Annotated in this window: 16 protein-coding genes; 9 read left to right on the plus strand and 7 right to left on the minus strand. The window is 72.0% G+C overall.

The genetic code is table 11. From position 1 onward, the window contains the following. Positions 1 to 192: 192 nt before the first annotated feature. The 3 genes from ACFZP7_RS01835 to ACFZP7_RS01845 all read left to right on the plus strand — a co-directional run bounded on the left by ACFZP7_RS01835 (position 193) and on the right by ACFZP7_RS01845 (position 3,965). A complete protein-coding gene (locus ACFZP7_RS01835) occupies positions 193 to 1,179 on the plus strand; it encodes an amino acid ABC transporter permease (RefSeq protein ID WP_109203714.1) in 987 nt (328 codons plus the stop codon). Positions 1,180 to 1,379: 200 nt separating this feature from the next. Then, entirely contained in the window at positions 1,380 to 2,345 is a 966-nt protein-coding gene (locus ACFZP7_RS01840; RefSeq protein WP_385633652.1) for an alpha/beta hydrolase family protein, read from the plus strand. A gap of 84 nt (positions 2,346 to 2,429) precedes the next feature. Continuing rightward, the gene (locus tag ACFZP7_RS01845) at positions 2,430 to 3,965 is read left to right on the plus strand and encodes a glycoside hydrolase family 43 protein (RefSeq protein ID WP_385633653.1); all 1,536 of its coding nucleotides are present in this window, start codon (positions 2,430 to 2,432) and stop codon (positions 3,963 to 3,965) included. A gap of 90 nt (positions 3,966 to 4,055) precedes the next feature. On the opposite strand, the gene ACFZP7_RS01850 is transcribed toward ACFZP7_RS01845, so the two are convergent. The 4 genes from ACFZP7_RS01850 to ACFZP7_RS01865 all read right to left on the minus strand — a co-directional run bounded on the left by ACFZP7_RS01850 (position 4,056) and on the right by ACFZP7_RS01865 (position 7,596). Continuing rightward, positions 4,056 to 4,274, minus strand: a complete 219-nt coding sequence (locus ACFZP7_RS01850) for a DUF5302 domain-containing protein (protein ID WP_355271050.1) — start codon at positions 4,272 to 4,274, stop codon at positions 4,056 to 4,058. A gap of 79 nt (positions 4,275 to 4,353) precedes the next feature. After that, positions 4,354 to 5,982 (minus strand): ribosomal protection-like ABC-F family protein, encoded by a 1,629-nt coding sequence (abc-f, locus tag ACFZP7_RS01855; protein ID WP_385633654.1) that lies wholly within the window; start codon positions 5,980 to 5,982, stop codon positions 4,354 to 4,356. Positions 5,983 to 6,184: 202 nt separating this feature from the next. Further along, positions 6,185 to 7,291: an ACR3 family arsenite efflux transporter gene (gene arsB / locus ACFZP7_RS01860; RefSeq protein ID WP_385633655.1), complete on the minus strand. Its 1,107-nt coding sequence runs from the start codon at positions 7,289 to 7,291 to the stop codon at positions 6,185 to 6,187. Further along, positions 7,288 to 7,596 carry a helix-turn-helix transcriptional regulator gene (locus ACFZP7_RS01865; protein WP_030969977.1) on the minus strand — a complete coding sequence of 103 codons (309 nt, stop codon included), beginning with the start codon at positions 7,594 to 7,596 and terminating at the stop codon, positions 7,288 to 7,290. The genes arsB and ACFZP7_RS01865 overlap by 4 nt, the downstream gene beginning before the upstream one ends. A 202-nt stretch (positions 7,597 to 7,798) precedes the next feature. Between ACFZP7_RS01865 and ACFZP7_RS01870 the strand changes: the two genes are divergently transcribed. After that, positions 7,799 to 8,209 carry an arsenate reductase ArsC gene (locus ACFZP7_RS01870; protein ID WP_127439371.1) on the plus strand — a complete coding sequence of 137 codons (411 nt, stop codon included), beginning with the start codon at positions 7,799 to 7,801 and terminating at the stop codon, positions 8,207 to 8,209. Positions 8,210 to 8,309: 100 nt separating this feature from the next. Here ACFZP7_RS01870 and ACFZP7_RS01875 read toward each other — a convergent pair whose 3' ends face one another. Both ACFZP7_RS01875 and ACFZP7_RS01880 read right to left on the minus strand, forming a co-directional pair. After that, positions 8,310 to 8,732 carry a hypothetical protein gene (locus tag ACFZP7_RS01875; RefSeq protein ID WP_385633656.1) on the minus strand — a complete coding sequence of 141 codons (423 nt, stop codon included), beginning with the start codon at positions 8,730 to 8,732 and terminating at the stop codon, positions 8,310 to 8,312. A gap of 57 nt (positions 8,733 to 8,789) precedes the next feature. After that, positions 8,790 to 9,224 (minus strand): MarR family winged helix-turn-helix transcriptional regulator, encoded by a 435-nt coding sequence (locus ACFZP7_RS01880; RefSeq protein WP_109203707.1) that lies wholly within the window; start codon positions 9,222 to 9,224, stop codon positions 8,790 to 8,792. Between the two features lie 83 nt (positions 9,225 to 9,307). Here ACFZP7_RS01880 and ACFZP7_RS01885 point away from each other — a divergent pair, with 83 nt between their 5' ends. The 4 genes from ACFZP7_RS01885 to ACFZP7_RS01900 all read left to right on the plus strand — a co-directional run bounded on the left by ACFZP7_RS01885 (position 9,308) and on the right by ACFZP7_RS01900 (position 12,071). Continuing rightward, a complete protein-coding gene (locus ACFZP7_RS01885) occupies positions 9,308 to 10,141 on the plus strand; it encodes an alpha/beta fold hydrolase (protein WP_385633657.1) in 834 nt (277 codons plus the stop codon). 178 nt (positions 10,142 to 10,319) lie between these two features. After that, a complete protein-coding gene (locus ACFZP7_RS01890; RefSeq protein ID WP_385633658.1) occupies positions 10,320 to 10,691 on the plus strand; it encodes a hypothetical protein in 372 nt (123 codons plus the stop codon). Positions 10,692 to 10,827: 136 nt separating this feature from the next. Then, positions 10,828 to 11,574, plus strand: a complete 747-nt coding sequence (locus ACFZP7_RS01895) for a phosphotransferase family protein (RefSeq protein WP_385633659.1) — start codon at positions 10,828 to 10,830, stop codon at positions 11,572 to 11,574. Between the two features lie 161 nt (positions 11,575 to 11,735). Next, entirely contained in the window at positions 11,736 to 12,071 is a 336-nt protein-coding gene (locus tag ACFZP7_RS01900) for a hypothetical protein (protein ID WP_307852317.1), read from the plus strand. 20 nt (positions 12,072 to 12,091) lie between these two features. Here ACFZP7_RS01900 and ACFZP7_RS01905 read toward each other — a convergent pair whose 3' ends face one another. Next, the gene (locus ACFZP7_RS01905; protein WP_127436183.1) at positions 12,092 to 12,892 is read right to left on the minus strand and encodes a class I SAM-dependent methyltransferase; all 801 of its coding nucleotides are present in this window, start codon (positions 12,890 to 12,892) and stop codon (positions 12,092 to 12,094) included. Positions 12,893 to 13,107: 215 nt separating this feature from the next. Between ACFZP7_RS01905 and ACFZP7_RS01910 the strand changes: the two genes are divergently transcribed. After that, on the plus strand, positions 13,108 to 17,052 hold the full coding sequence (locus tag ACFZP7_RS01910) for a hypothetical protein (protein ID WP_385633660.1): 3,945 nt from the start codon (positions 13,108 to 13,110) through the stop codon (positions 17,050 to 17,052). Positions 17,053 to 17,097 lie beyond the last annotated feature (45 nt).

A 17,097-nucleotide genomic window follows, 5' to 3' on the forward strand; every position in this document is an offset into this window, starting at 1 on the left:
CACATACGATGGGCGGCGGACGGCCCCGCCCCGCGCGGTGCCTCTCCGGCCGCGTTGAGGGACGCGGCGCTCGTGACGACGCGGTTTCCCGGCCGCACGCCGTACCCGCGCAGCGGTGATGCCGCTGGGACGCACCGTACGCGCCGCCGGGTGGTCACCCGCCTGCGATTCCCTCCCCCGGAGAGCCTCCTCATGGTCACACCTTCCGATGTCACCTCCGCACCCGTCACGAAACCCCCGCGCCCCACGGGCGCCGCGGACCCCGGCCTGCCGAAGATCGTGCCGCGCCGGCACCCGGGCCGGTGGGCGACCGCCGCGGCGGCCCTCCTGGTGTTCGCCATGGTGCTCAACTCCGTCGTCCGCAACCAGGCGTTCCAATGGTCCGTCGTGGGGCGGTACTTCACGACCCCCGCCGTGCTCGACGGACTGCTGCTGACCCTGTGGCTGACCGCAGCGGTCATGGTGCTCGGCTTTCTGCTGGGCACCGCGCTGGCGGTGATGCGCCTGTCGGGCAACCCCGTGCTGCGCACGCTGAGTTGGGGCTATGTCTGGATCTTCCGCTCCACTCCCCTACTGGTCCAGCTGCTGTTCTGGTTCAACATCGGCGCCCTCTACCCGACGCTCGGTCTCGGCATCCCGTTCGGCCCGGAGTTCGTCTCCGTCAAGACGGTCAACCTGCTCGGTCCGACCCTCACCGCGGTCATCGGCCTGACCCTTCACGAGAGCGCCTACGCCGCCGAGGTGGTGCGGGGCGGCATCCTCTCCGTCGACCCCGGCCAGACCGAGGCCGCCCAGGCACTCGGCCTCAGCAGGCGCCGCACCCTGCGTCGCGTCGTCATCCCCCAGGCGATGCGCTCCATCGTCCCGACCGCCGGCAACATGCTGATCGGCACCCTCAAGGGGACCAGCATCGTCAGCGTGCTGGCCGTGCACGACCTGCTGTACTCCGTGCAGTTGATCTACAACCAGACGTACCAGATCATCCCGCTGCTCATGGTCGCGACGCTCTGGTACATCGCGGTCACGAGCGTGCTCAGCGCGGGTCAGTACTACATCGAGCGGCACTACGCACGGGGCGACTCGCGCGTGCTGCCGCCGACGCCGCCGCAGCGGCTGCGCCGTCATCTGTCCGCCGTGCGCACGCGCCTGGCCGCGAGGACGGCCGCCGACGCCCGGTAGGACGGCCGGCGAGATGCGGGGAGGGCGTCCGCACCGCAGCGCCCTTCCTTGTCGATTGACAAAACGGAACGGCGTTCCGGATACTAAACGGGACGCCGCTCCGTTTCATGCTCCGGAGTGGACGCCTCTCCTCCTGTCCGCCACCGGTCGCCGGTCCGGAGACCGGCGGACGACAGGTACCGCCGAAAGGAAACCCCCTCGTGAGCGCCTCCACGGCCGCCCGTGCCGACACCCCGAGCACGCCCGTCCCAATCCTCTCCTTCAGTCCCGTGGTCCTCTCCGTCCCCGGACGCCCGGTCGACCTGCAGGTGCGCGTCACCGCTCCCGCGACCGGTACCGGCCTCCCCGTCATCCTCCTCTCCCACGGTCACGGCCCCTCGAACAACCTCTCCTCGCTCAACGGCTACGCGCCCCTCGCCCATCACTGGGCCGCTCAGGGATTCGCCGTCGTCCAGCCCACCCACCTCACCTCCAGGACACTGAGCCACCTGGTCGCCGACGCGCCCGGCGCACCCGACTTCTGGCGCTCCCGCGCCGAGGACATGACCCACATCCTCGACCGGATCGACGTCATCGAACGCACGGTGCCGCAGCTCGCGGGACGGCTCGATCCCGGCAAGGTCGCCGTCGCCGGGCACTCGCTCGGCGGCTTCACCGCCGCCCTCCTGCTCGGCGCCGGGCTCCGGGACCCCGACACCGGCGACACGGTGCATCTGGTCGAGCCCCGGATCAGGGCAGGCGTCCTGCTCGCCGCGCCCGGCAGAGGCGGCGACGTCTTCAACGGGCCCATGGCCGGACAATGGCCGGTCATCGGGGCCGTCGACTTCTCCACCATGACCGCACCCGCGCTGGTCGTCGCCGGCGACAAGGACGACTCCCGGCACTTCACGGACATGGGACCGGACTGGCACGCCGACCCCTACACCCTCGCTCCCGGCCCCAAGACCCTGCTCACCCTCTTCGACGCGGGGCACGGACTCGGCGGGATCGCCGGATACGACGCCGCCGAGACCACCGACGAGAGCCCCGAGCGGGTCGCCGCCCTCGCCCGGCTCAGCGCGGCCTACCTCCACACCCGGCTTCATCCCGGCGCCCCCACCTGGCAGAGCGCGTGCGAGGCACTGACGACCGGCCCCCGGGCGGTGGGCCGGGTCGAATCCAAGTAGGCGTCCCGTTCGGGCGACCGAGAACCGAACGCACGCCTAGACTCGCCGCACGGCGCCCGGCCGCGCGAAGGGGGAGACATTTCCGTGCACCAGTACGACAACCCTGTGATCAGCGGGTTCCACCCCGATCCGAGCGTGTGCCGGGTCGGTGACGACTACTACCTGGTGTGCTCCAGCTTCGAGTACTTCCCCGGGCTGCCGCTCTTCCACAGCAAGGACCTCGTGCACTGGGAGCAGATCGGCAACGTACTCGACCGGCCGGGGCAGTTGCCGCTGCCCCTTCCCGGCGCCAAGGCGTCGGGGGGCCTCTACGCCCCGACCATCCGCCACCACGACGGCCGCTACTGGGTCATCAACACCAACGTCGACGGCGGCGGCAACTTCATCGTCTCGGCCGAACGGCCCGAGGGACCCTGGAGCGATCCGGTGTGGATCGATCTGAGCGGGATCGACCCCGACCTGGCGTGGGAGGAGGACGGCACCTGCTGGTGCGCCTTCTCCGGCCCCCGAGGCGGCGTCAACATGGCCAGGATCGACCCGGTCCAGGGCAAGGTGCTGGAGGGGCCGTTCGCCACCTGGTCGGGCAGCGGCCTCAAGTATCCCGAGGCGCCGCACCTGTACCGCATCGGTGCGTGGTGGTACCTGCTGATCGCGGAAGGCGGAACGGAACGCGGTCACAGCGTGTCCATGGCCCGCAGCCGCTCGCCGCGCGGCCCGTGGGAGGCCGCACCCGCCAATCCCCTGCTGTCCCACAGCGGTACCGCCCGCACCATCCAGAACACCGGCCACGCCGACCTGGTGGAGGCCGTCGACGGCAGTTGGTGGATGGTGCTGCTCGGCGTCCGTCCCCGCGGCTTCACACCCGACGTGCACGTGCTCGGTCGCGAGACGTTCCTGACCCCCGTGGAGTGGGGCCCGGACGGCTGGCCCGTCGTCGCGCCCGTTCCCGAGCGCCATGCGGCACCGGGTGGCGCCTGGCACCCCGTCGCGGCCCCGCCCGCCCGCGACGACTTCGACGGGCCGGTTCTCGCACCGCACTGGATCTCGCCGTTCGCCCGGCCGGAGGGATCCTGGTCGCTCACCGAACGCCCCGGCTCACTGGTCCTCAGGGCCACCGGCCCCACCCTCGACCGTCCCGGGTACACCTTCGTCGGCCGGCGTCAGCAGCACCACGACTGCCGCGTCACCGCCCTGATCGACCCGGGCACGGGACGCGGTGGTCTGTGCGTGCGCCTGGACGAGGCCCACCATTACGAAGTGGAGACCGGGGCCGGGGAGGCAAGCGTCGTCGCCCGGATCGGACCGCTGCGCCAGACGGTGGCCCGCCTGCCGGTCCCGGCGGGGCCGCTGCGCCTCACCGTGACGTGCCGTACGTCCGGCCTCGTTCCCGCCTCTCCCGAACTCACCGACGGCGGGACGACGGGACCCGACACCCTCGCCTTCTGGCTCGGCGACCCCGACGCCCCGGACAGCCGGCCGCTCGCCGAACTGGACGGGCGCTACCTGTCGACGGAGGTCGCCTGCGGCTTCACCGGCCGTGTGATCGGCATGTACGCCACCGAGGGCACGGTCGCCTTCGACTGGTTCGAGTACGTCCCCGCCTCCACGCCGCCGGCCTGACGTTCCTGAACGGCCCGGGCAAGGGTCCACCGGCGGAACGGCCGCCCGGTCCGGACGTGCGGAACGGGCGGCCGGTGCGGAGGGATTAGCTCAGCCGGACTTGCGGCGGAAGTTGCGGGTCTGGCCCTTGGGGCCGTTGAGCCCCTTGATCTTCTGCCGTCCGTCCTGGTGAGCCTGCTGAGCCCGGCCCATGCGGGCCTTGCGCGCCAGTGCTTCCTCGAACTTCTTCTTGGTGTCGGTCTCGGGAGCCTCGGGGGTCTCCGTCTCGGGCTCCGTCTCCGGCGTGTTGTCCTGCGGGGTTTCGGTCATCGTGTTCCTCCGGTGCGGTAGGGGGTGGGCAGGGAAATCCGGTGTGGCGCGACCTGGTGGTGGTCGCGCCCTGAACGCTTCACCGGGCCGGGGAGCGGTCCACGCCCCGGCCCGTCAGGACGAGATGGTCGCCCTGCCAGTGTTCGCGCAGGCGACGGTCGTGGGAGACGAGGAGCAGGGTGCCGGACCAGGCGGCCAGGGCCTCCTCCAGGTCCTCGGTCACGGCCGGTGAGAGGTGGTTGGTCGGCTCGTCGAGGAGCAGGACGTCACAGGGGCGGCTGAGCAGCCGGGCCAGGGAGAGTCGCTGCCGCTGGCCCGTGGAGAGTTCCGTGACACGGGCGGTGAGCCGGTCCTCGGCGAACAGGCCGAGGGACAAGAGGGCGGGGGCGTGGTCCTCGGGGGCGCCGGGGAAGCCGCGGGCGTAGGCGTCGAGGAGGGTCTCACCGGGGCGTCCGGGGCCCGGCTCCTGGGGCAGGTGTCCGATGCGTCCGTGCCGGGTGACGCGGCCCTCGTCGGGGGCGAGGCGGCCGGCGAGGACGCGCAGCAGGGTGCTCTTGCCGGTGCCGTTGCCGCCGGTGATCAGGAGGCGGTCGCCGGCCTTGACGGTGAGGTCGGTGGGTGCCAGGCGGCCGGTGACGCCGACGGCCGCGGCGTCCAGGACCGTGCCGGTGAGCCGTCCGGACCGCAGGACCGGCGTGAAGCGCAGCGGCTCGGGCGGGACGGGGACGGGGTCGGCGAGGAGTCGCCGCAGTCGCTCCTCCGCGTTGCGTACCCGGCCGGCCAGGGACTGCTGGACACGTCCACCGGCACGGTCGTAGGCCATCTTGTTGCCGTCGGTCATGGCGCGGCCGGGGGCGACCCGGCGGGCGGTGGTCGCGGCGGCTTCGCGCTGGGCCTCCACCTCGGATTCCCAGCGGGCGTGTTCCTGTACCCAGCGCTGCCGGGCCGCGGCCTTCTCGGCGAGGTAGCCGGAGTAGCCGTTGCCGTAGCGGGTGACGGTACGGCGGTCTGCGTCGACCTCCAGGAGGGTGGTGGTGACGCGGTCGAGGAACACCCGGTCGTGGGAGACCGCGACGGTGGTGCCGCGCCGGGTGCGCAGATGGTCCTCGAGCCAGTCCAGGGCGCTCGCGTCGAGGTGGTTGGTGGGTTCGTCGAGGAGCAGGACCTCGGGGGAGGCGGCGAGCAGTCCGGCGAGACGCAGGCGGACCTGCTCACCGCCGGAGAGGTCGCCGAGGGCGCGGTCACGTGGGAGGTGGGCCAGGCCGAGGCCGTGCAGGGCGCGTTCGACGCGGGCGTCGGCCTCGTAGCCGCCGCGCAGTTCGAAGGCGGTCGTCAGGTCGCCGTACTCGGTGAGGACCCGGTCGTCCCCCGCGCCGCCGGACATGGCGCCTTCGAGCACCCGCATGCGGCGCTCGATGGCGCGCAGGTCGCTCAGCGCGTCGTCGACGGCCTGCTGGACGGTGTGGTGCGGCGGCAGCACGCCGTCCTGCGGGAGGTAACCGACGCCGCCCTCCGCCTGGACGGTGATCTCGCCGCTGTCGGGCCGTTCGACGCGGGCGAGGAGCCGGAGCAGGGTGGACTTGCCGGACCCGTTCTCCCCGATGACGCCGGTGCGTTCACCGGCGGTCAGGGCGCAGGTGACGGAATCAAGGACGAGTCGGCCGTTGTACGACTTCGTGAGGGCGCGGGCGCTGATCTGCGTGGGCAAGGAGGCACTCCGGGACGTTCGTGAGCGGGGCGGCCGTGGTGGACCGCGGGGTCGGACGAGCGTCCCGGTCGAGCATGTCGGCTCCTCGGTGCGACGACAGGTGCGTGGAGAGGCTTGCACGAGGCGGTGGCGGGGGCAAGCGGATTTCGGTGCCGTGTCGGGGAGGGCGGGTGCCGTCTCGGGGAGGAAGGGTGCCGAGTCGTCAGTTCGCCGTCGCCGCGTCGGCGGTGAACCTCTTGCGCCAGGCGAGCGCGACGTGGACGAGGCCGATCAGGACCGGGACCTCGATGAGCGGTCCGACGACGCCGGACAGGGCCTGACCGGAGGTGACGCCGAAGGTGGCGATGGCGACCGCGATGGCCAGTTCGAAGTTGTTGCCCGCCGCGGTGAACGCCAGCGTCGCGGTCCGGTCGTAGGCCAGACCCAGGCCCTTGCCGAGGAGGAAGGTGCCGAAGAACATGATCGCGAAGTAGACCAGCAGGGGCAGCGCGATCCGGGCGACGTCCAGCGGCTGGGAGGTGATGGTCTTCCCCTGCAGGGCGAAGAGGATGACGATCGTGAAGAGCAGGCCGTACAGCGCCCAGGGGCCGATCTTCGGCAGGAAGTGGGACTCGTAGCTCTCGCGGCCCATCTTCCTCTCGCCGATCCGGCGGGTCAGGAAACCGGCCAGCAGGGGGACGCCCAGGAAGATGACCACGTTGAGGGCGATCTCCCCGATCGAGATGTCCAGGTGCTCCCCGTCGCCCAGGCCCAGCATGCCGGGCAGCAGGTCGAGGTAGAACCAGCCGAGCAGGCCGAACGCCAGGACCTGGAAGACCGAGTTCAGCGCGACGAGCACGGCCGCGGCCTCGCGGTCGCCACAGGCGAGGTCGTTCCAGATGATGACCATGGCGATGCAGCGGGCCAGGCCCACGATGATCAGACCGGTGCGGTACTCGGGCAGGTCCGGCAGGAAGATCCACGCCAGGGCGAACATGACCGCGGGTCCCACGATCCAGTTGATGACCAGGGAGGAGGCCATCAGCCTGCGGTCGCCGGTGACGGCGTCCAGCTGGTCGTAACGGACCTTGGCCAGGACCGGGTACATCATGATCAGCAGGCCGACGGCGATCGGCAGGGAGACGCCGCCGACCTCCACCTTCGCCAGCGCGTCGTTCAGTCCGGGGATCGCCCGTCCGAGCCCGAGGCCGACGGCCATGGCGATGAGGATCCACACCGCGAGGTAGCGGTCGAGGGTGGAGAGCTTCTTGACGATCGAGTCGTCCCCCGCCCCGGCCGGAGCGGAGGTGGTGGGCTCGGTGGAGGTCACGGGCAGGCCCTCTTGTTGTCGGCGGCGTCGCGGGCGGACTCGGCCAGGGCGGCGAACTGCCCGGCGAGCTGGGCGATGACGTCGGGGCGCAGCTTGTAGTAGGTGAAGCGCCCGCACGGCTCGGTCTCCACGACTCCGGCCTCGCGCAGGACCCTGAGGTGGTTGGAGAGGTTGGTCTGCCGGGCTCCGGTCTCCTCGACGAGGTGGGTGGTGCACAGCGTCTCGCGGGCCAGCAGGGTCACGATCCGGAGCCTGAGCGGGTCGGCCAGCACCCGGATCAGGTCAGTGTCGACTGACGTCATCATGGGCTGATACTGTCACATCACCCGACACTGATACCAGCCGGGGCTGACCTATGGACTCGTCGTGTCCGTACGTGACCAGAACGCGGGCTGCCCTGCTCCCCGCTCGTCGCGGCGCCGCTTCGGATCACCGGCCTGCTCAGCGGCATGCCGAGCACCCGACCCTCCTGCATCACCCGCCACTCACTCTGCGAAGGAAGAACGCGTGACCTCCGCTCCGCTCGCCTCCGTACTGTTCGTCTGCGTCCACAACGCAGGCCGCTCCCAGATGGCCGCCGGCTTCCTCCGGCACCTCGCGGGCGACCGCATCGAGGTCCGGTCCGCCGGCTCCCTCCCGGGCGACCGGGTCAACCCGGCCGCCGTGGAGGCGATGAAGGAGGTCGGCATCGACATCGCCGGCGCCGAGCCCAGGATCCTGACCACCGAGGCCGTCCAGGCGTCCGATTACGTCATCACCATGGGCTGCGGTGACGCCTGCCCCGTCTTCCCCGGCAAGAAGTACCTCGACTGGGCCCTGGAGGACCCGGCCGGCAAGGGCGTCGACGCCGTCCGCCCCATCCGCGACGAGATCAGGACGCGCATCGAGGCCCTCATCGCCGAGATCGACCCTGCGTGAACCTCTGCCGCACCCTCAGGACTTGCGGCCGGGCCGACACGTGACCGCACCGCCCGACCTTGGGACTCCGGGAGAGGCCCCACCACGGTGAGGGGGCAAGTCAGCCGGTGATGGTCGGCATACCCGCGTGATCCGGTCGGCCTGCCTCCCGCTCTTGAGGTCGGACCAGCGCCAGCAGACTCAGACCGAACATCAGCACGCCCAGGGGCAGGTGGAGCGACGGAACGTGAGCGATGCCCAGCACGACCTGGGCCGAGGCGAGGGCGAGGAAGCCCGACGCGTACCAGACAGGCCGCACCGGGCCGCCGCCCGGCTTCCACGCCAGGAGTGCCACGAGCAGGTACAGCATCGACGCCCCGTACATCACACGGGCTCCGACGCTGTGCAGCATCTCCCCGTAGGCCGAGGTCAGCAGGAGACCGGCGGAGACCGCCTGGAGGAATATGGTCACGGTCTGCACGGCGAGCGCGGCTCGCACGAGCGAGGCGCGCTGCGCTCTCGGCGTTGTCAATCGAGTGGTCATGAAGCGTCTCCTTGGACACCTGATCGCGGCGGGAACCGGCGCGGTGGTGAGCGGTGGTCAGAGTGAGCGCATCTGCTGGGTGGCGTGGAGTACCGAGGCCAGGAAGCGGCGCACCGTCTCCAGTTCGTCCGCCTCGAAGCCCTCTGCCGTGGCGACGACCTTGTCGATGACCGGTCCGAAGAAGGCCCACCCCAGCTCGGTGGCCTTCTGCTCCACCTCCAGCAGCACGCGTCGCCGGTCCGCACTGTCCCGTTCGCGGCGCACCAGCCCGAGCCGCTCCAGCCGATCGACCAGTGCGGTGGTCCCGGCGGAGTTCAGACGCAGTTGCCGGCCCAGCCATCCAGGCGTCGCGGGGGTACCGTCCCGCGCCGCGTCCAGCAGGTGGATCAGTGCGCGCACATCGGTGGGGTGCAGGCCGTTGCGGGCGGCGAACTCGGCTCCGAGCAGGTCGAAGTTCACCGTCACCGCACGCAGCAGGTGGACCAGGCCCATCGTCGGATTCTGATCGTGCACGCGTCCTCCCGAAGACTCCGGCCTATTATCTCGCTGAACGAGAGTATCGCCGAACGAGAGGAATGTCAGTGTCCCCGTCCGCGTTCGACCTCGCCTATGACGAACTCCGCGCCCGCTGGCCCGAGTCCACCGAAGAACACGACATCGCCACGCCCTACGGGCCCACCCGTGTCCATGTGTACGGGCCGGCCGACGGCCGCCCGCTGGTGCTGCTGCCCGGCGGCATGGCCACCGGACTGGTCTGGTTCGCCAACGCGGCGGCCCTCGGCCGGCGTTACCGGGTCCACGCCGTCGACCTCGTGGGCGACGCCGGCCGCACCGAGCGCCGCGGCACGCCGTTGAGGAACGCTGACGACCTGAACACCTGGCTGGACGCCCTGCTGGACGGCATCGGAGCCGCCGACGTACACCTGTGCGGCCACTCCTACGGCGCCTGGATCGCCGCCGGGTACGCCCTGCACGCGCCGGAACGGGTCGCCCGTCTCGCCCTGATCGATCCCACGCAGGTCTTCTCCGGCTTCCGGCCCGGCTACCTGCTGCGGGCGCTGCCGACGCTCGTCCGTCCCACCGAGGACCGGGTTCGTTCCTTCCTCGCCTGGGAGACCGGTCCCGCCCGTCCGGACGAAGCCTGGCAGCGTCTCTACGCCCTGGCCCACACCGTGCCCGACCGCAAGCTCATCACCGGAGGCCGCCCCCGCGTGGCCGACCTCCGTATGCCCGTACTCGTCCTCCTCGCCGAGCACAGCCGCACCCATCACACCCACCGGGTGGCCGACCGCGCCCGCCGCACACTCCCCCAGGCCGAGGTGGCGGTACTCCCGGGCGCCACCCACCATTCCCTCCCTCTCACCACACCCGAGCAACTGAACGACCGACTGGCCGATTTCCTCGACTGACCGAGCCGACAGCAGCGGAAGCCGGAAGGCAGCGCCGGGCTCCGACGGCTCGGTGGTCCCGTGAGATCATCACGTCTGTCGCCTCGGCCTTCGCCACTGCCGTTCTCTGCCGGTCACGGGCTGAGCGGCTCATCGGGAGTGCTGACGACACCGACCTGCGACAGTTGGGGGAACGGGCATGGGGGACAGCGGGACGGCGGAAGTCCGCCGGGAGCGGACGAGTGGCGAACGGCTGACCGAGGGGCTGACCGTCGCGGTGGCATCGGCCCTCTCGTTCGCCCTGCTGGCCGGCCCGGCCGTGGTCTTCGGGACGACCGCTTGGCATCTGGTCACCGACAGCGGCACCACCGCGTTCAGCCGGTTCTCGGCACCGGCGATCTTCCTCGCCCTGTTGGCGCTGCCGCTCGTCCTGGCGGGTGTGGTGTTCCGCTCAGGCCGGCGCAGGAGCGGGGAGCGACTGACGGCGGCGGTCCCGGCGGCGCTGACGCTGCTCGGCGTGTCCGTCGTACTGTTCGCGGCTCTGTGCCTGGTCTTCCTGTACGCGGACTGACCTCGGGCCGGGTCACCGGCTCTGGTGGGCTGGGGCAGGCCACCTTGAAGTCGTGGCCGGTCAAGCCGCTTTCGTCCTCGATGACGCGCGACACGGCTGGCGACGTCGGCGCGCATCCCGGAGATACTGGTCGCCCATGGATGAGGTCAGAGTCGTCGTCGCCCATTCCGAGCGCGCGACCCTGCGCGTCGGCGACATGTTCCTGAAGGTGGACGCCGATCAGGCGCGCATCGAGGTCGAGGTCGAGGCGATGTCCCTCGCGCCGGTCCCGACCCCGCAGGTGCTCTGGTGCAACCCGCCCGTGCTCGCCATCGCCGCACTGCCGGGGACGACGCTGGGGCGCCTCGGCGGACCGTCGACCGGCTCGCCGAGGGCCTGGGCCGCGGCGGGCGCCGCCATCCGGAAGCTGCACGAAGCTCCTCTGCCGCCCCGGCCGGGCCGCGCCGGGCGGAGCACCGTCGCACTGGCGGCGGAACTGGACGAGGAGTGCGAGTGGCTTGTGACGAACGGCGTCCTGCCCGCCGACCTGGTCACCCGCAACCGCCAGGTCGCCGAGGCCGCGCTCCGGCCGTGGACCCCGGCGTTCACCCACGGCGACCTGCAGATCGCTCACGTCTTCCTCGACGGCGACGAGGTCACGGGCATCATCGACTGGTCCGAGGCGGGTCAGGGTGACGCCTTGTACGACCTCGCCACCTTCACCCTCGGACACGAGGAGCACCTCGACGACGTCATCGCCGGCTACGGCACCGACGTCGACCTCGACGTGATCCACGCGTGGTGGTCGTTGCGAAGCATGCTGGCGGTCCGCTGGCTGATCGAGCACGGCTTCGACCCCTTCGCGCCCGGCTGTGAGGTCGACGTGCTCAAAGCCCGTATGTGAGGCTGCGCGGGCCGGACCGCTCCGCGCACCGGGGCCTCACGTCGGCGCCTCCCCCGAAGACGCGCGTTCGCTGGCCCGGACGACGGATCCACGGAACAATGCCGAGTGACAAGTCGTCACCACGGAGTTGGCGAGTGTGTCAGGTCTTGGGGGGAGCCGCTGTGTCACGGACATGGAAGATCACGGTGATCGTGCTGGCGGTGCTCGGCGTCCTGTCCACACCGCTGGTCTGGCTCTTGGGCAGTCCCGGTGCGGGGCAACTGGCCGGGGCCACGGTCCAGGCCGCTGTCGGCATCGCCGCCCTGGTCTGGGCCCTGTTCCAGCGTCCGTCCCCTACAGGGCCCACGGACCAGGCCACCCGTACGGGGAATGCGAGCCGCGGTGGCGTCTCCGGTATCCGGCGGCCCGGTGGCAGGGGACGCGGCTCGGCCACCGTGGAGCGGACGGGAGAGGCCAGTGGCGAGAACTCCGTCTCCGGCATCGACTACTCGCACTGACTACCGGTCCCAGGACCGGGTCAGTGGCCTGACCCGGCCTTGACCGCCTTGGTGGCGAAGTAGCCGGAGAGCCAGCCGGCCGTGGCGTCCGAGTGGTGCGGCGCCTCGGCGAAGCCGGTGATGGCGAAGCCCGCCGCGATCTGCCCGCCGATCTGGTCAGTGAGCGTATGGCTGTACTCCACCGGCGCGTCGAGGCCCCACAGCCGCTCCCGCTCGGCGGGCTCCAGGTGGGTGAGGTCGCTGTAGGGCAGCCTGTGGCGCACCACCAGCTCGCCGCGCGCCTCCAAGGACTCGGCGTCGAAGAGGTAGACGTCCGGGTTGAGGAAACCGGAGAGCAGCGTCCCGCCGGGGCGCAGCACGCGGTGGCACTCGCGCCAGACCGGCGCCGGATCCGGGATGAACAGGTTGGAGACCGGGTGGACGACGAGGTCGAACGAGGCGTCCGGGAACGTGCTCAGGTCACGCGCGTCGCCGAGCACGGTGCGCAGGTCCAGCCCCTCCCGAGCCGCGACCATCTCGTCCTGCGCCAGCTGGCGGGGCGAGTTGTCGAAGACGGTCACCCGTGCGCCCGCCGCGGCCAGCACCGGTCCCTGCTGCCCGCCGCCGGAGGCGAGGCAGAGCACGTCGCGACCGGCGATCTCCGGCGGGAACCAGGTCGGGTCGACCGGTTCGTACCCGATCAGGACGATCGACCACTGGCCGGCCCGCGCTTTGGCGATCACCTCGGGGCCGACCGGACGTGACCACTCGTTGCCCTCCTCCACCTGGCGGTCCCAGGCGAGGCGGTTGTGCGCGACGGGGTCGACGGGAGTCTGGCTCATACGCCGCAGCCTAGTTGCCGCACCGCGCAGTCGCGCCGTCGGCGGGGTCCAAGGCGCCTGCGGGAGCGGGGCCGTGGGGCGGCCCGGTCGCGGTTTTCCGAGAAACGCCGGGCGGGCGGGGCCGATGGCCCTAGCGTGAGCGTCATCGACTGCGTCTCCTGAGCGGCCGGACCGCCGGGAGGACGCGTGGGGGGACCAAGCGGGAGGCAGACCGGGTGGTCAGATGGGGCAAGCGTCGGCGCAGTGCCGGGAAAGAGACCGACACGACGACCGACGCGACGACCAGCGTCAGCGACACCGGGGACGCCACGGCCGGGCCGGGCGCCACCTCGGTCACCGGTTACCTGGGAGGCCCGCGGGGCGACGCCTCCGACTCCGTGCACGTGTCGGGAACGGGGAACGCTCAGGCGGGCCCCGGTGGCTTCGCGAGCACCGGCCCGATCATCGGCTCCCGGATCACCATCGGCCCGGGACGCCCCTATCGGCTCGAACGGTTCTCCTTCGCCCCGACGGTGGACGACCAGGCCCTTCCCCGGGTGTTCGCCGACCAGCCCAGCAGGCTGCTCGACGCACGCAGTCAGATCGTTCCGTTCAGCGGCCGTCAGGAGGAACTGACCAGGCTGGCCGAGTGGCGCGACACCGGGACGGCGTCGCTGTCCGCCCTGTTGCTCCACGGCCCCGGCGGTGAGGGGAAGACCCGGCTGTCGGCGAGGTTCGCCGAACTGTCCGCCGAGGCCGGCTGGCAGGTGGTCGAGGCATGCCACCGCGACAGCCCTCGACCGCGTCAGGAGAAACCGGTCCCGGCCGACGGCCGGGGGCTGCTGGTGATCGTGGACTACGCCGACCGCTGGGCCCATCCGGAACTGGTCGAGTTGCTCCGTGACCCGCTGCTGGCCGGTCCGGCCGTGCGGGTGCTGCTGATCGGCCGGACCGTGCAGTGGTGGGCCGCGGTACGCGGCGAACTGCGGTCCGTCGGCGCAGCGGTCGCGGACCTGCCGCTGCGTGAGTTCGCCGCCGATGTCACGGACCGCGAGCGGGCGTTCGTGGCGGCACGCGACCGGTTCGGTGCCGTCCTGGGGGTGAGCGAGCCGATCACCGAGGTCGTGCGGGGGCTGGACACCCCGCCCTACGCGCAGGTGCTGACCCTTCACATGGCCGCCTTGGTCACGGCGCTCGCCGCCGGCCGGCCGGGCAGCCCGGTACCGGAGGGCGTCGAGGAGATCGCCGCGTACCTGCTGGACCGTGAGCGCATGGGCTGGCGCCGGCTGTACGGATCGCGGCTGGCGGGAGAGGAGTTCGACACGCCGCCGACGGTGATGGCCCGCGCCGTGTTCACCGCGGTGCTGGCAGGACCGGCATCGTACGCGGAAGGCGTCGGCCGGCTGGACGGACTCGGGCTGCGGGCGGCCGACCGCGTCGTGACGGACCACCGGTTCTGCTACCCGCCCCTGGACCGTGCCCAGGTGCTGGAGCCGCTGCGTCCCGACCGGCTGGCCGAGGACTTGGTCGCCCTCCTGATACCCGGCCACGACGTCTCCGGTTACGACCCGGACCCCTGGACCGCGTCCGTGCCCCGGACGCTCCTCGCCGCCGACCGGCCCGACCTGCCGGTTCCCGCCTTCGCGAACCGGGCGGTGACGGTGCTGGCCTCCGCAGCGGACCGCTGGCCGCACGTCGGGGCCGAACTCGGCAGCCTGATCCGGCAGCGGCCGGAGATCGCCGTCGGGGCGGGCAGCGCTGCGCTGGTCGCGCTCAGCCACGCCAGGTACGTGGACACGGACGTGCTGCTGGAGGTCGAGATGCGGTTGCCCCAGCAGCGGCAGGCCGATCTCGACGTCGGCGCGGCCGCGGTGACCGAGCGGCTGGTGCGCGAGCGGGTGGACGACACGACCCGCTTGCAGGACGCGGCGTCCTGGTACGCGCGGCTCGGCGTACGCCTGGCCCACGCCGGGCGCAAGACCGAGGCCGTCCGCGCCAACCACCAGGCCCTCGCCGCCCTGCATCGGCTCGATGAGCTGGACCCGCAGACGTACGGCACGCATGTGGCGCTGTGCCTGATGGACATCGGCGGCTACCAGTCCGACCTCGGGCGGCACAAGGAAGCCGTGGGTTTCACCCGGCGGGCGATCGACCTGCTGCGCGAGCAGGTCCGGGAGGGGCACCGTGAGGCCCGCCCCCAACTGGCCCTGGCCCTGGCCAACTACGGGAACCAGTTGCAGAACACCGGGCAGCGGGGCGACGCGGTCGAAGCCGCCGGGGAGTCCGTCGCGCGGTATCGCGAGTTGGCGGGGAGCGACTTGGCGGACCCGCCCCGTCTCGCCTTCGCGCTGTGCGGCCTGGGTACCCGCCTCCTGGCGGTCGGCCGGAACGAGGACGCCGCCGAGGCACTCGTCGAGAGCGTCGCCGGGTACCGCGAGCTGGTGGCCGCTGCTCCGCAGACGCATCTGCCCGGTCTGGCCCGGGCCCTCACCAACCTGGGAACCGCTCGGCAGCGCCTCGGGCAGAGCGGTGAGGCGGTCCGGGCCGCCGAGGAATCCGTGCGCATCCGCCGCGACCTGGTCGAACTCAACGGCCAGGCCCACACCGCCGACCTCGCCACCTCCCTGCTGAACTACGCGGGCCGGCTCGCCGACGTCGACGAGGACGAGGAGGCGGTCGCCAGGGCCGAGGAGGCCGTCAAGCTGGCCAGGCGGCTGTGGCGGACCGACCGGCTCGCCCACGAGGCCCTGCTGGCGAACGCGCTGGCGAGCCAGGGCGCCGTCCTCGCGCGCGCCGCCCGGGGCGGCGCGGTGGCGTCTCTGCGTGAGGCCATCGCCCTCTACGAACGGCTGGTCACCGTCGATGACGGACACCGGACCGCGTTGCACACGGCCAGGCACAACCTCGGGGTCCTGGAGGCGGACGACGGACCGGACGGCGTCCCGGCGACCGAGGCGGAACCGGACGACGAGGCCGTGCACACCTACAACGAGGGTGTCCGTCTCGCCAGGGCCGGAAGCAGCGAGCAGGCGCGCGAGTGTTACCGGCGCGCGGCCGAAGCGGGGCTGCCCCAGGCCATGTTCAACCTCGGGAACATGTGCTGGGAGGACGGGAACGCGGCCGACGCGAAGCTCTGGTGGACCCGGGCAGTCGCCGCCGGCAGCCTGGAGGGCTGCTTCAACCTGGGCGTCCTGCACTGGAAGCAGGGCGACCGGGACATGGCACGCCACTGGTTCCGCCGGGGTGCCGAGGCCGGCGCGACGAACGCCATGACGTCCCTCGGCGCGGCACTGTGGAGTGACGGCGATCTCGCCGCAGCCGAACGCTGGTTCCGGGCCGCGGCCGAGGCGGGCGATCCCGACGGTGACCACCGGCTGGGGCTGCTGCTGGACGAGCAGGGCCGGCACGACGAGGCCGGGACCGGATTCGAGCGTGCGGCCGAGGCGGGGCACGCCGAGGCCGCCAGGTCCCTGGCCGACCATCGGATGCGGCACGGCCGGCTCACCGACGCGCACCGCTGGTGGCGGCTCGACCAGGTCCGGCAGGAACCGCAGCCTCCGTCCCCGCCGGAGTCCCAGCCCGAGCCCGTGCCGGAGCCGGGTCGCGTCCACCCCCTGGTCGAGGCCGCCTCGGACCAGGGCATCCCCGTCCAGTCCCTGCAGCCCACCCAGATGGTGGAGCTCGCGGGCTCGATCATGGACGGGCAGGTGGCGAAGCTGGTCGGCGAAGGCCGCCTCGAGGACGCCGTCGCCCTGTACCGGGAGCAGGCGGCAGGGCTGCGGCGGCTGCTGTCGTCCGGCGCGGAGGGCCGTGTACCGATGAGCACCGCGATGACCTACCGCCTGCTCCAGCAGCACGCGACCTACCTCGCCTCCATGGCGCCCCTCGAACTGGCCCTGGGGCACGTGGACCAGGCCCTTGCTCACAGCGAGGAGGCCGTGACGGCCTTGGGCGCGCTCGCCGCACGCGGCGGCGACCTCCTGCCTCACGCCTGGGCCCAGTACGTGTTCGCCGCGATCCGTGCCGACGCCGGAACCGACACCGAGCGGGCGCTCCGGGCCGTCGAGGAGGCGATCCAGGTCCTCGGCCGACCCCAGCACGCACCGCACGAGCACGAGCGGACACGGCAGCACCTGTCCAAGGCACTCGCCGTGCAGGCAACCCTCCTTCGCCTGCGATGAACCCGGTCGTCCTCACCGACTGGGTCCCCAACGGTGCCGGCGACG

The organism is Streptomyces sp. SudanB5_2050 (genome assembly GCF_964272335.1).
GTDB lineage: Bacteria > Actinomycetota > Actinomycetes > Streptomycetales > Streptomycetaceae > Streptomyces > Streptomyces rochei.

Excerpts from the sequence above, each read along its gene's own strand:
- ACFZP7_RS01890 (WP_385633658.1), top strand. The coding sequence starts at position 10,320 with ATGGGGGACAGCGGGACGGCGGAAGTCCGCCGGGAGCGGACGAGTGGC.
- ACFZP7_RS01865 (WP_030969977.1), bottom strand. The coding sequence starts at position 7,596 with ATGATGACGTCAGTCGACACTGACCTGATCCGGGTGCTGGCCGACCCG.
- ACFZP7_RS01880 (WP_109203707.1), bottom strand. The coding sequence starts at position 9,224 with ATGGGCCTGGTCCACCTGCTGCGTGCGGTGACGGTGAACTTCGACCTG.
- ACFZP7_RS01850 (WP_355271050.1), bottom strand. The coding sequence starts at position 4,274 with ATGACCGAAACCCCGCAGGACAACACGCCGGAGACGGAGCCCGAGACG.
- ACFZP7_RS01905 (WP_127436183.1), bottom strand. The coding sequence starts at position 12,892 with ATGAGCCAGACTCCCGTCGACCCCGTCGCGCACAACCGCCTCGCCTGG.
- ACFZP7_RS01895 (WP_385633659.1), top strand. The coding sequence starts at position 10,828 with ATGGATGAGGTCAGAGTCGTCGTCGCCCATTCCGAGCGCGCGACCCTG.
- ACFZP7_RS01875 (WP_385633656.1), bottom strand. The coding sequence starts at position 8,732 with ATGACCACTCGATTGACAACGCCGAGAGCGCAGCGCGCCTCGCTCGTG.
- ACFZP7_RS01835 (WP_109203714.1), top strand. The coding sequence starts at position 193 with ATGGTCACACCTTCCGATGTCACCTCCGCACCCGTCACGAAACCCCCG.
- ACFZP7_RS01885 (WP_385633657.1), top strand. The coding sequence starts at position 9,308 with ATGTCAGTGTCCCCGTCCGCGTTCGACCTCGCCTATGACGAACTCCGC.